This window comes from Pseudomonas sp. PK-RTE-24 (assembly GCF_054052265.1).
Genome location: NZ_CM133224.1, coordinates 3,465,744 through 3,478,924 on the forward strand (window position 1 = coordinate 3,465,744; position 13,181 = coordinate 3,478,924).

General features: G+C 58.9%; 13 protein-coding genes. 10 read left to right on the plus strand and 3 right to left on the minus strand.

Translation table 11 applies throughout. The features are described from left to right. Positions 1-184 precede the first annotated feature (184 nt). Positions 185-622 (minus strand): universal stress protein, encoded by a 438-nt coding sequence (locus ACV8MC_RS15595; RefSeq protein WP_016775498.1) that lies wholly within the window; start codon positions 620-622, stop codon positions 185-187. Positions 623-725: 103 nt separating this feature from the next. Between ACV8MC_RS15595 and ACV8MC_RS15600 the strand changes: the two genes are divergently transcribed. The 7 genes from ACV8MC_RS15600 (at position 726) to ACV8MC_RS15630 (ending at position 9,130) form a co-directional block, all read left to right on the plus strand. After that, positions 726-1,163, plus strand: coding sequence for a hypothetical protein (locus ACV8MC_RS15600; protein ID WP_457262523.1), 438 nt, complete (start codon positions 726-728; stop codon positions 1,161-1,163). Between the two features lie 527 nt (positions 1,164-1,690). Beyond that, a complete protein-coding gene (gene fadB, locus ACV8MC_RS15605) occupies positions 1,691-3,838 on the plus strand; it encodes a fatty acid oxidation complex subunit alpha FadB (RefSeq protein WP_024013640.1) in 2,148 nt (715 codons plus the stop codon). 29 nt (positions 3,839-3,867) lie between these two features. Continuing rightward, positions 3,868-5,043 (plus strand): acetyl-CoA C-acyltransferase FadA, encoded by a 1,176-nt coding sequence (fadA, locus tag ACV8MC_RS15610; RefSeq protein ID WP_016775495.1) that lies wholly within the window; start codon positions 3,868-3,870, stop codon positions 5,041-5,043. Positions 5,044-5,136: 93 nt separating this feature from the next. Then, the gene (locus ACV8MC_RS15615) at positions 5,137-5,373 is read left to right on the plus strand and encodes a DUF1653 domain-containing protein (protein WP_133340511.1); all 237 of its coding nucleotides are present in this window, start codon (positions 5,137-5,139) and stop codon (positions 5,371-5,373) included. A 114-nt stretch (positions 5,374-5,487) separates the two neighbouring features. Continuing rightward, positions 5,488-8,121: a type I DNA topoisomerase gene (gene topA / locus ACV8MC_RS15620; RefSeq protein ID WP_457262525.1), complete on the plus strand. Its 2,634-nt coding sequence runs from the start codon at positions 5,488-5,490 to the stop codon at positions 8,119-8,121. A gap of 144 nt (positions 8,122-8,265) precedes the next feature. Beyond that, a complete protein-coding gene (locus ACV8MC_RS15625; RefSeq protein WP_041477347.1) occupies positions 8,266-8,790 on the plus strand; it encodes a DUF6586 family protein in 525 nt (174 codons plus the stop codon). Between the two features lie 106 nt (positions 8,791-8,896). Then, positions 8,897-9,130, plus strand: a complete 234-nt coding sequence (locus tag ACV8MC_RS15630; RefSeq protein WP_003226592.1) for a hypothetical protein — start codon at positions 8,897-8,899, stop codon at positions 9,128-9,130. Between the two features lie 97 nt (positions 9,131-9,227). Here the strand turns inward: ACV8MC_RS15630 and sulA are convergent, their stop codons facing one another. Then, positions 9,228-9,701 (minus strand): SOS-induced cell division inhibitor SulA, encoded by a 474-nt coding sequence (gene sulA, locus ACV8MC_RS15635; protein ID WP_041477346.1) that lies wholly within the window; start codon positions 9,699-9,701, stop codon positions 9,228-9,230. A gap of 10 nt (positions 9,702-9,711) precedes the next feature. Further along, entirely contained in the window at positions 9,712-10,320 is a 609-nt protein-coding gene (gene lexA / locus ACV8MC_RS15640; protein ID WP_016775490.1) for a transcriptional repressor LexA, read from the minus strand. 229 nt (positions 10,321-10,549) lie between these two features. On the opposite strand from lexA, the gene ACV8MC_RS15645 reads away from it, so the two are divergent. The 3 genes from ACV8MC_RS15645 to ACV8MC_RS15655 all read left to right on the plus strand — a co-directional run bounded on the left by ACV8MC_RS15645 (position 10,550) and on the right by ACV8MC_RS15655 (position 13,177). Next, positions 10,550-11,257 (plus strand): TetR/AcrR family transcriptional regulator, encoded by a 708-nt coding sequence (locus ACV8MC_RS15645; protein WP_056791523.1) that lies wholly within the window; start codon positions 10,550-10,552, stop codon positions 11,255-11,257. 170 nt (positions 11,258-11,427) lie between these two features. Next, positions 11,428-12,426, plus strand: coding sequence for a beta-N-acetylhexosaminidase (gene nagZ, locus ACV8MC_RS15650; protein WP_177434164.1), 999 nt, complete (start codon positions 11,428-11,430; stop codon positions 12,424-12,426). A 13-nt stretch (positions 12,427-12,439) separates the two neighbouring features. After that, positions 12,440-13,177: an S-methyl-5'-thioinosine phosphorylase gene (locus tag ACV8MC_RS15655; RefSeq protein ID WP_252886569.1), complete on the plus strand. Its 738-nt coding sequence runs from the start codon at positions 12,440-12,442 to the stop codon at positions 13,175-13,177. Positions 13,178-13,181: the final 4 nt, after the last annotated feature.

Genomic DNA, 13,181 nt, shown 5'->3' on the forward strand with positions numbered 1-13,181 from the left:
GATGTGAAAAAGCCCGGCGCTCAGTGATGAGCGCCGGGCTTTTCATATGTAGCGCGATCTACAGGCTGGAGCAGGTCAACTGTGAGAGCGAGCCTGCTCGCGAAAGCGGTGTGTCAGGCGGCACTCATATTGAATGTGCCGACGTATTCGCGAGCAGGCCCGCTCCCACAAACTGCAAGACAGATCAGCGTTTGACCAGGTGCACCGCGAGTACATCGCATGGCGCACCGTGCAGCACGTCATTCGCGGTCGAGCCGAGCAGCAGTGCCAGGCCATGGCGGCCATGACTGCCGACCACAATCAGATCGCACGCTTGTTCCTTGGCGAAATGATGGATTTCCTGGCGTGGCTGGCCGTAGGTCAGATGGCAATTGGCGCCTTCGAGCTCGGGGTATTTCGATTTGAGTTTTTCAAGACGCTCCTTGGCCTGATCAAACTGCTGTTGTTGCAGTTGTGACAGGTCCATTGGCACGTCGCCACCGAAGGCCATGGCCATCGGTTCAACGATATGCACCAGCGACAACTTGGCAGCGTTGCTCACCGACAGCTCGCGGGCGCGGTGGATCACAGGGTCGCACTCTTCGGTCAAATCTACGGCGACCAGTATGTGGTGGTAGGGCATGAGGTGCTCCTCCTGAGGGTTCGATATTGGTAAGTATGGCTGGTTTCAAGCGCATTGGTTCGCAAGTGACACAATGGGCTCATCAAAAATCGGGAGTACAGATATGACGGTCTGGCTGGTGGTGTCAATCCTGCTGGTAGTTTTAAGTCCGCTGGCATGGTTGCGCCCATCGCGAACGCAGAGCGGGCGCATGGCCCTGCGCATGGAGGCGCGACGCATCGGCCTGGCCATGCAGCTGGCGCCGCAGGAGTGGCCGCACTGGCTGCTGCCGGAGCCGCCGAATCCCTGCGCCCAGTACCACCGACCCCGGCGTGGCAATCAACCGGCGTGCTGGACGTACTGGCAGAAAACCCCGGGCGTTTGGGTCAATCAATGGCAGGAAGTCTGCGATGACCGGATCCTGCTCGATTATTTCGAAAAATTGCCGGGCAATGTTTTCAAGATCGAAGCGGACAAGCAGATGATCGCCTTGTACTGGGGCGAGAAGGGCGAGGCGACGGTTCTGCAGGATATCGACGCGACCCTGAAAGCACTGGCGTGATGCGCGGACTTTTCTCACTGCAACGGTGTGAAACGTCCGGCAGACGCGCAATAAAAAGCCCGACATGATTCGTCGGGCGGATTGGCCAGGCAGGCCGGTAATCTTTTTTTGCGGCAGGCGCTTTGATCGCCTCGGCAAATTTTCTCGCAGTCCACCCAGCGTAGCCTTCTGAACAGGGCTCGGCGGAAATTAGGGCGACTTTTCTAACTATTGATTCTATGAATGGCTCAACATCGAGACGGGTGTTGCTGCTCATCATGGTGCAGAAATGACCGCAAAGTCGCATTTCAGCCCGAATTTAGGGCGATTGACAATTGTCTGAAATTCCGTGAAGGTGACGTACCCGAATCAAACGGGCGTATGAATTGAGCGTTTGTCTTACAGACTGCTCCTACAGAATCCCGACTATCGCGTTGGCGGGTGTGCCAGGCGGACAGGTGTCAGCATCGACGAACAAAGCGTCCTTCTGAGCCATAAGCCTGCGTCCGACGTGTACTGTTCAGCTTCCATATCGTGGAGATCAGTTGATGATTTACGAAGGTAAAGCCATCACGGTTAAAGCTCTTGAAAGTGGCATCGTCGAATTGAAATTCGACCTCAAGGGTGAGTCCGTCAACAAGTTCAACCGTCTAACCCTGAACGAACTGCGTCAGGCCGTAGACACCATCAAGGCAGATGCTTCGATCAAGGGCGTGATCGTCAGCAGCGGCAAGGACGTGTTCATCGTCGGCGCCGACATCACCGAATTTGTCGACAACTTCAAGCTGCCGGATGCCGAGCTGGTTGCAGGCAATCTCGAAGCCAACAAGATCTTCAGCGATTTCGAAGACCTCAACGTGCCGACCGTCGCGGCCATCAACGGCATCGCCCTCGGTGGCGGTCTGGAAATGTGCCTGGCGGCCGACTATCGCGTCATGTCCACCAAGGCAAAGATCGGTCTGCCGGAAGTCAAACTGGGCATCTACCCAGGCTTCGGCGGTACTGTGCGTCTGCCACGCCTGATCGGTGTCGACAACGCCATCGAGTGGATTGCCGCCGGCAAGGAAAACCGTCCTGAAGACGCCCTGAAAGTCAGCGCCGTCGACGCCGTGGTTGCTCCAGAGAAGCTGCAGGAAGCTGCCCTTGAACTGATCAAGCGCGCCATCTCCGGTGAGTTCGATTACAAAGCCAAGCGTCAGCCGAAACTTGAAAAACTCAAGTTGAACGCCATTGAGCAAATGATGGCTTTCGAAACCGCCAAAGGTTTCGTGGCTGGCCAGGCCGGCCCGAACTACCCGGCGCCGGTTGAAGCGATCAAGACCATCCAGAAAGCCGCGAACTTCGGTCGCGACAAGGCACTGGAAGTGGAAGCTGCAGGCTTCGTCAAACTGGCCAAGACCTCTGCCGCACAGAGCCTGATCGGCCTGTTCCTGAACGATCAGGAGCTGAAGAAAAAGGCCAAGGCGTACGACGAAATCGCCAAAGACGTGAAGCAGGCTGCCGTACTGGGCGCCGGCATCATGGGTGGCGGTATCGCTTATCAGTCGGCCTCCAAAGGCACGCCGATCCTGATGAAGGACATCAACGAGCACGGTATCGAGCAGGGTCTGGCCGAAGCCGCCAAGCTGCTGGTCGGCCGCGTTGACAAGGGTCGCATGACCGCGGCGAAGATGGCTGAAGTGCTCAACGGCATTCGTCCGACCCTGTCCTACGGCGACTTCGGTCACGTCGATCTGGTCGTCGAAGCTGTGGTCGAAAACCCGAAGGTCAAGCAAGCGGTACTGGCTGAAGTCGAAGACAAGGTCAAAGAGGACACCATCCTCGCGTCCAACACCTCGACCATTTCCATCAGCCTGCTGGCCAAGGCCCTCAAGCGTCCGGAAAACTTCGTCGGCATGCACTTCTTCAACCCGGTGCACATGATGCCGCTGGTGGAAGTGATCCGTGGCGAGAAGTCCAGTGAACTGGCGATCGCCACCACCGTTGCCTACGCGAAGAAAATGGGCAAGAACCCGATTGTCGTCAATGACTGCCCGGGCTTTTTGGTCAACCGCGTGCTGTTCCCGTACTTCGGCGGTTTCGCCAAGCTGGTCAGCGCCGGTGTCGACTTCGTTCGCATCGACAAAGTGATGGAAAAATTCGGCTGGCCAATGGGCCCGGCTTACCTGATGGACGTGGTCGGCATCGACACCGGTCACCACGGTCGCGACGTCATGGCTGAAGGTTTCCCGGACCGCATGAAGGATGACCGTCGTTCGGCCATCGACGTGCTGTACGAAGCCAAGCGCCTGGGCCAGAAGAACGGCAAGGGCTTCTACGCCTACGAGGCCGACAAGAAAGGCAAGCAGAAGAAAGTCGCCGATCCGTCGGTACTCGAAGTGCTCAAGCCGATCGTTTACGAGCAGCGCGAAGTCACTGACGAAGACATCATCAACTGGATGATGATCCCGCTGTGCCTGGAAACCGTGCGCTGCCTGGAAGACGGCATCGTTGAAACCGCCGCCGAAGCCGACATGGGTCTGGTTTACGGTATCGGTTTCCCTCCATTCCGTGGCGGTGCGCTGCGCTACATCGATTCGATCGGTGTTGCCGAGTTCGTTGCCCTGGCTGACCAGTACGCTGATTTGGGCGCGCTGTACCACCCGACCGCGAAGCTGCGCGAAATGGCCAAGAACGGCCAGAGCTTCTTCGGTTAAGCGCCCCCAACTAGAGTGAGAGTGAACTTATGAGCTTGAATCCTAGAGACGTCGTGATTGTCGACTTCGGTCGTACTCCGATGGGCCGCTCCAAGGGCGGCATGCACCGCAACACCCGCGCTGAAGACATGTCGGCGCACCTGATCAGCAAACTGCTGGAACGCAACAGCAAGGTCGACCCGGCGGAAGTCGAGGACGTGATCTGGGGCTGCGTCAACCAGACCCTGGAGCAGGGCTGGAACATCGCGCGCATGGCGTCGCTGATGACCCAGATTCCGCACACTTCGGCCGGCCAGACCGTCAGCCGTCTGTGCGGTTCGTCGATGAGCGCGCTGCACACTGCTGCGCAAGCGATCATGACCGGCAACGGTGACGTGTTCGTGGTCGGCGGCGTCGAGCACATGGGCCACGTGAGCATGATGCACGGTGTCGATCCGAACCCGCACATGTCGCTGTATGCGGCGAAAGCCTCGGGCATGATGGGCCTGACCGCGGAAATGCTCGGCAAGATGCACGGCATCACCCGTGAGCAGCAGGATGCCTTTGGCGTGCGTTCCCACCAGTTGGCCCACAAGGCAACCGTGGAAGGCAAGTTCAAGGACGAAATCATCCCGATGCAGGGTTACGACGAGAACGGTTTCCTGAAACTGTACGACTACGACGAAACCATTCGTCCGGAAACCACCCTGGAAAGTCTGGCGGCGCTCAAGCCGGCATTCAATCCGAAGGGCGGCACCGTGACTGCCGGTACTTCGTCGCAGATCACCGATGGTGCTTCGTGCATGATCGTGATGTCGGCGCAGCGTGCACAGGACCTGGGTATCCAGCCTATGGCGGTTATCCGTTCGATGGCAGTGGCGGGTGTGGACCCGGCGATCATGGGCTATGGTCCAGTGCCGGCAACACAAAAAGCCCTGAAGCGCGCAGGCCTTGGCATCAACGATATCGACTTCTTCGAGCTCAACGAAGCTTTCGCCGCACAGGCTCTGCCAGTGCTGAAAGATCTGAAAGTGCTCGACAAGATGAACGAGAAGGTTAACCTGCACGGCGGCGCGATCGCCCTGGGTCACCCGTTCGGTTGCTCCGGTGCACGTATTTCCGGCACCCTGTTGAACGTGATGAAGCAGAATAGCGGCACCTTCGGGGTGGCCACTATGTGCATTGGTCTCGGCCAAGGCATCTCCACCGTCTTCGAACGCGTTTAAGCGTCTCGTCGATGGAAGCCGGGGCCCAGTGCCCCGGTTTTTGTTTTTGGGTTTTTTATTTATTTTTGAAAAGATTTCAGTGAGGGCCGAAGCATGCCGATACAACCTGGGCTCTACCAACATTACAAAGGTCCGCAATACCGTGTATTCAGTGTTGCGCGGCATTCCGAAACCGAAGAAGAAGTGGTCTTTTACCAAGCCCTGTATGGCGATTACGGCTATTGGGTGCGCCCGCTGAGCATGTTCGTCGAGTCAGTCGAGGTTGACGGCGAGCAGGTGCCGCGCTTTGCTTTGGTGCAAGCCGAACCGAGCCTTTTTGACAAGGCATGAGGCGACTGCGCAGACAACCCTGCGCTTGACCTCACCTTGTATCAACTATATATAGCGGTGCCGCGTCAGGCGCCAACCGCCTTTCACTTCTAGAATTCAGGAATTTTCTGATCCATGGGCAAATCGCTGGTCATTGTGGAATCCCCGGCTAAGGCCAAGACCATCAACAAGTATCTGGGTAACCAATACGTGGTGAAGTCGAGTATCGGCCATATCCGAGACCTGCCCACCAGCGGTTCGGCTAGCGCCAGCAAAGAGCCGGCCGCCAAGCGCGGCAAGGCTGCTGCGGGCGAAGGTCCGGTGCTCTCGCCGAAAGAGAAAGCGCGCAAGCAGCTGGTCTCGCGCATGGGCGTCGATCCCGAACACGGCTGGAAAGCCCAGTACGAGATCCTCCCGGGCAAAGAAAAGGTCATCGAAGAGCTGCGCCGGCTCGCCAAGGATGCTGACACCATCTATCTCGCAACCGACTTGGATCGCGAGGGGGAAGCCATTGCCTGGCACCTGCGCGAAGCCATCGGTGGTGACGACAGCCGTTACAAGCGCGTGGTGTTCAACGAAATCACCAAGAAGGCGATCCAGGAAGCCTTCTCCGAGCCGGGCGAGCTGGACATTGATCGTGTCAACGCCCAGCAGGCGCGTCGCTTCCTTGACCGCGTCGTCGGCTACATGGTCTCGCCGCTGCTGTGGGCCAAGATCGCCCGTGGTCTGTCCGCCGGTCGCGTGCAATCGGTTGCGGTGAAGCTGGTAGTCGAGCGTGAGCGTGAAATCCGTGCTTTCAATCCCGAAGAATACTGGGAAGTGCACGCTGATCTCGGCGCCACCAAAGGCTCGACCGTGCGTTTCGAAGTGGCTCGCGAAAAAGGCGAAGCCTTCAAGCCGCTGAACGAAGCCCAGGCCATGGCTGCGCTGGAGAAGCTCAAGTCCTCCAGTTACAGCATCGTCAAGCGCGAAGACAAACCGACCAGCAGCAAGCCGTCGGCGCCGTTCATCACGTCGACCTTGCAGCAGGCTGCGAGCAACCGCCTCGGTTTCGGCGTGAAGAAAACCATGATGATGGCCCAGCGTCTGTACGAAGCCGGCTACATCACTTACATGCGTACCGACTCGACCAATCTCTCGGCCGACGCCGTGGCGATGGCGCGCACCTACATCGAAGACGAATTCGGCAAGAAGTACCTGCCGGAAACGCCGAACGTTTACAGCAGCAAGGAAGGCGCGCAAGAGGCTCACGAAGCGATTCGTCCGTCCGACGCCAATACCACGCCGAGCAAGCTGGCGGGTATGGAGCGCGATGCCGAGCGTCTGTATGAGCTGATCTGGCGCCAGTTCCTAGCCTGCCAGATGCTGCCGGCGCAGTACCTGTCGACCACCGTCAGCGTCGGCGCTGGCGACTTCGAGCTGCGTGCCAAGGGCCGTATCCTCAAGTTCGACGGTTACACCCGGGTGATGCCGCAAATTGCCAAGCCTGGCGATGATGACGTGCTGCCGGACATGGCCCAGGGCGATGTGATGAAGCTGATCAAGCTTGACCCGTCGCAGCATTTCACCAAGCCACCGGCGCGTTATTCCGAAGCCAGTCTGGTCAAGGAGATGGAAAAACGCGGCATCGGTCGTCCTTCGACTTACGCTGCGATCATTTCGACCATTCAGGATCGCGGTTATGTGACCCTGCACAACCGTCGTTTCTACTCGGAAAAGATGGGTGACATCGTCACCGAACGTCTGTCCGAGAGCTTCTCCAATCTCATGGACTACGGCTTCACCGCCGGCATGGAAGAGAACCTCGATGACGTGGCGCAGGGCGAGCGCGACTGGAAAAACGTGCTGGACGAGTTCTATGGCGACTTCAAGAAGAAACTCGAAGTAGCGGAAAACCCGGACAGCGGCATGCGCGCCAACCAGCCGGTCATGACTGACATTCCGTGCACCACTTGCGGTCGTCCGATGCAGATTCGTACCGCATCGACTGGCGTGTTCCTCGGCTGTTCGGGCTACAGCCTGCCGCCGAAAGAGCGCTGCAAGGCCACCGTCAACCTGGTGCCGGGCGATGAAATCGCAGCGGACGACGAGGGCGAATCGGAATCGCTGGTACTGCGTGGCAAGCATCGCTGCCCGATCTGCAGCACGGCGATGGACGCCTACCTGCTGGACGAGAAGCGCAAATTGCATATCTGCGGCAACAACCCGGATTGCGCCGGTTACGAAATTGAAGAAGGCAGCTATCGCATCAAGGGCTATGAAGGTCCGAGCCTGGAATGCGACAAGTGCGGCAGCGAAATGCAGCTCAAGACCGGCCGTTTCGGCAAGTTCTTCGGTTGCACCAACCCTGAGTGCAAGAACACCCGCAAGTTGCTGAAGAGCGGTGACGCGGCGCCGCCGAAGATGGATCCGGTGAAGATGCCTGAGCTGAAATGCGAAAAGGTCAACGACACCTACATCCTGCGCGATGGTGCGTCCGGTCTGTTCCTGGCCGCCAGTCAGTTCCCGAAAAACCGCGAGACTCGCGCTCCGCTGGTGATCGAGATTCTGCCGCACAAGGACGAGATCGATCCGAAGTACCACTTCCTGTGCGAGGCTCCGCAAAAGGATCCTGACGGTCTGCCAGCGGTCATCCGCTACAGCCGCAAGACCAAGGAGCAATACGTACAGACCGAAGTCGACGGCAAGCCGACAGGCTGGAAAGCGTATTACGACGGTGGCAAGTGGACTGTTGAAGACAAGCGCAGCGCAAAGGCCAAGGCTGAGTAAGCGCTAGTCTGAACAGCAAAAAGGCCGCATGAACCCTTCGGGTTTTCATGCGGCCTTTTTGTTTTTTGCTTGCGCTGGCATCGGCTGATCCATGACACTGCCGGGCCTGTGTGAAGCAATTATTTCGTTGTGGAGGCTGCCGTCATGGCCCACGAACTCTATACCCGCACCAACCAGAAGATCTATTTCGCAGGCCTGTCACTCGAAGCTCTGGCTCGTGCTGAAGAAGGGCGGGCGATGAATTCTCTGGCGCTGATCCAGGCCGGGCGTGAGTCGGCGTTGTTCCACCTCTACGGCGCACTGCTGGGCTTGTGTCATGAGATCGCCGGTTTTTATCGTCTGCCGCAGGCCAATTCGCCGAGGGCAGAGGAGTTGTTGAAGCGCGAAGTGCTGGAGTCGATCGCCATTCCGGAGTTGGCCGAAATGGTCGAGCTGGCCGGTAATCCGGAAACCTGGCTGGCGAAACTGCTGGCGGCGCACGCAGCACTGTTTCAGCCACCGAGGGCGCCACGCAAGCCGAAAGGCGACGTGACGCAGCCGCTGATCCAAGCGATTAATCTTGATGAAGAAGAGGCGCCAGAAGAGCTCAGTCGAGACGAGCTGGAGAGCTGGCGGCAGAACCTTAAAGGTCTGGCCCTGCGTTTCCGTGAAGGCTTGAACGAGTGCTGAGGTAGTTTGGCGCAGTGGCAATCTGAAACATGCTGCTGGTCAAGATCCCGAGCGAAGCTCGAATGATGTCTATATAATCGCTGCCTTTCGTGGAGAACAGACTTATATGCCAACGTCCTTTCTAGAAATTGTCGAGTTACCAGACGGCCGAATCGAACTGCGCAGGGCCGAGGACGAAGGTTCTCTGGTGACGCTGGATTTCTCCGAGGATGCCAAGGCGTTCCTGCAAGGCCAGCACGTTGAAATTGCCAAAGCGATGTTGAGCGTCGGCGTGCAGATGGCAGGTCGTATGGTTGAAGGCGAGTTTGATAAGGAAGAGGGGCCGCGGGTTCTTCATTGATCCACGCTTTGGCCTTTTCTCGGTCGCTTGCGCTTCAGATCGGCTTCTCTGTCCCTGGAGAAGCCCTGCGCTTCACACAGCGCGCATTACTCAACAATCAACCCAAACGAATGTTAAGGCTCTGAGCTTCGCCCGTGCGCGCGGCGCTGATCAGTTGTTGCCGTGAATTGGCATTCAACGGGTTTAGCCAGGTCACCACGGTGTGGCTGCGACCCAGTCGCAACGCTTCGCACGCCAGTTGCTGAGCACTCTGCGTGCCACGCGGTTGCAGCAGCAGGATGCGTTCGCGGTTCAGGCCGGCATCGCGCAGCCAGGTTTGCGTCAGGCTGGCGGGTGGGGCGATCAGCGTCAGCCAGCGCGCATCCTGATCCTCGCTCAATTCACGGAGGATCGGCGCTAGCAGGTTCAGGCAGTTCCCGGCCGCACCACGCAGTGATAGCTCACTGAAGGCGTCAGGTTTGGCATTCCAGTCACGCTCGACCACGTCTTTGAGGATCGGCGCAATCGGTTGCGCCAGAAACGCTTCAAATAAAGGCAGTTGTGTTTGCTGAGGTGTGTGTGGGAACTGCATGGAGCCTCCTTTAGCGGCGAATGACGCCGACACTCAAGCCTTCGATCACCAGTTCCTGATCTTTCAGGTCGACTTCGATAGGGGCAAACTCGGGGTTCTCGGCAATCAGCCAGACTTTGCTGCCTTCACGCTTGAAGCGTTTGACCGTCACTTCGTCGCCGATACGCGCAACCACAACCTGGCCGTTACGCGCTTCGCGGGTGGTATGCACTGCCAGCAGGTCGCCGTCGAAGATGCCGATATCCTTCATGCTCATGCCGTGCACACGCAACAGGTAGTCGGCGCGAGGATGGAAGAAGGTCGGGTTGATGTTGCAGGATTCTTCGATGTGCTGCTGGGCGAGGATCGGCGCGCCGGCAGCCACTCGGCCAATGATCGGCAGGGTGGAGTCGTCGGCCTTGGCTTCGAAGCCGGGAATACGAATGCCGCGGGAAGCGCCCGGGGTCATCTCGATCGCGCCCTTGCGGGCCAGGGCCTTGAGATGTTCTTCCGCCGCATTTGGCGATTTGAAACCCAATTCCTGAGCGATTTCCGCACGGGTGGGCGGATAGCCGTTGTCTTCGAGGCAACGTTTGATGAAGGCCAGAATCTCGGCTTGGCGTGGCGTCAGCTTTAGCATATTGATCGCTCTGTCTTTTTATACAGTGACTGGGATTATATACAGTGAAGCGGTCTTGGCAATGGGCGTTTTTTTGCCGCCCGCCGAGCGGTCGCGAAGGGCGCTTATTAATGCTGGCGCCTTGTGTGGTTAAATACCTGACCGACCATTCCCAAAACGAACCGGCAGGCTTGACAAGGCTTAGGCTGAAACGTATGTTTCAAACAAGTGTTTGTCAGGCGGAGTAGCCATGGCCCAGTCGGAAACCGTTGAACGCATTCTTGATGCTGCCGAGCAGTTGTTCGCGGAGAAAGGATTCGCTGAAACCTCATTGCGTTTGATCACCAGCAAGGCTGGCGTCAATCTGGCTGCGGTGAATTATCACTTCGGCTCGAAAAAGGCGCTGATCCAGGCCGTGTTCTCGCGCTTTCTCGGGCCGTTCTGCGTGAGCCTCGATAAAGAGCTGGAGCGCCGTCAGGCCAAGCCTGAGAACAAGCCGACCCTCGAAGAGCTGCTGGAAATCCTCGTCGAGCAAGCGCTCGTCGTGCAGCCTCGCAGCGGTAACGATCTGTCGATCTTCATGCGTTTGCTCGGCCTCGCGTTCAGCCAGAGCCAGGGCCATTTGCGACGTTATCTGGAAGACATGTATGGCAAAGTGTTCCGCCGCTACATGCTGCTGGTCAATGAAGCGGCGCCACGCATTCCACCGATCGAGCTGTTCTGGCGCGTGCACTTCATGCTTGGCGCCGCTGCGTTCAGCATGTCCGGGATCAAGGCCTTGCGCGCGATCGCCGAGACCGATTTCGGCGTCAATACTTCCATCGAACAAGTGATGCGCCTGATGGTGCCGTTCCTCGCTGCCGGCATGCGCGCCGAAACCGGCGTCACCGATACAGCCATGGCCAGCGCGCAATTGCGTCCGCGCAGCAAATCCATACCGGTCGCCGCCAAGGTTTGACCGCGCACGGGTGGGCGCGGCAGCTGGTATCCGCTAAGCTAGCCGGCCATGCCGACTCTCGTACTGAACCCGATCTGCATGAATTCTGCTGACCGTCCGGGCAATGCCCACGGTAGCGAATGCAAGCAGATCGGGTTTTTTGTTTTCAAGGAATCTCTATGACTGCTGGCCTGCAAGGCTCGTTGATGGTGGACGTCGCCGGTACCTGGCTGACGGCTGAAGATCGCCAATTGTTGCGTCAGCCCGAAGTGGGCGGCCTGATCATTTTCGCCCGCAATATCGAGCATCCACGCCAGGTGCGCGAACTGAGCGCCGCGATCCGCGCGATTCGTCCGGATCTGCTGCTGGCGGTGGATCAAGAGGGCGGGCGTGTGCAGCGCTTGCGTCAGGGTTTCGTCCGTCTGCCAGCGATGCGCGCCATCGCCGATAACCCGAATGCAGAGTATCTCGCCGAGCAATGCGGCTGGATCATGGCCACCGAAGTGCTGGCGGTCGGGCTCGATCTGAGTTTCGCCCCGGTGCTGGATCTGGACTATCAGCGCAGCGCCGTGGTGGGCACCCGTTCCTTCGAAGGCGATCCCGAGCGCGCAGCCTTGCTCGCCGGTGCATTCATTCGCGGCATGAACAGCGCCGGCATGGCCGCCACCGGCAAACATTTCCCGGGACACGGCTGGGCCGAAGCCGACTCCCATGTGGCGATTCCGAACGACGAGCGCAGTCTCGACGAAATCCGCGCCAATGATCTGGTGCCCTTCGCCCGTTTGAGCAAGCAGCTGGCCGCCGTCATGCCGGCCCACGTCATCTATCCGCAAGTCGACTCGCAGCCCGCCGGTTTCTCCCGACGCTGGCTGCAGGAGATTCTGCGCGGCGAGTTGCAGTTCGATGGCGTGATCTTCAGCGATGATCTGTCGATGGCCGGCGCCCACGTGGTCGGCGACGCTGCCAGCCGCATCGAAGCCGCGCTGAGTGCCGGTTGCGATATGGGCCTGGTATGCAACGACCGCGCGGCAGCCGAGCTGGCGTTGAGTGCCGCCCAGCGTATGAAGGTCAAGCCTTCCGCGCGCATCGCGAAGATGCGCGGTCAAGCCTTCGCCAGTACCGATTATCGTCAGGACCCGCGTTGGCTCACCGCCCTCGGCGCGCTCAAAGACGCTCAACTGATCGATTAAGGATTTTTTCGTTATGACCGTTTACGCAATCATCGGTGGCACTGGCCTGACTCAGCTCGAAGGCCTGAGCATTCGCCAGTCGCTGGCAGTCGACACCCCTTACGGCGCGCCTTCGGCCGAGGTGCAGATTGGTGAATACGCCGGCAAGGAAGTGCTGTTCCTCGCCCGTCACGGTCACCCGCATCGTTTCCCGCCGCACAAGGTCAACTACCGCGCCAACCTGTGGGCGTTGAAGCAGGCGGGTGCCGAAGCGATCATCGCCGTAAATGCCGTTGGCGGGATCCATCCGGCCATGGGCACCGGGCATTTCTGCGTGCCGCACCAGATCGTCGACTACACCAGTGGGCGCGAGCACACCTATTTCGCCGATGATCTGGAGCACGTCACCCACATCGATTTCAGCTTTCCCTACAGCGAGCCGTTGCGTCAGCAACTGATTGCCGCGATCGCCGCCGAAGGCTGCGAATACAGCGATCAAGGCGTGTATGCCTGCACCCAGGGTCCGCGTCTGGAAACGGTCGCCGAGATCGTGCGACTGGAGCGTGACGGCTGCGACATCGTCGGCATGACCGGCATGCCGGAAGCGGCGCTGGCGCGTGAGCTGGATCTGGATTACGCCTGTCTGGCGCTGGTGGTGAATCCTGCAGCCGGCAAGACCACCGAAGTCATCACCATGGCCGAAATCGAACAGGCCCTGCACGATGGCATGGGCAAGGTGAAATCAACGTTGGCGCGAGTGCTGGCCAGCTAAGGAC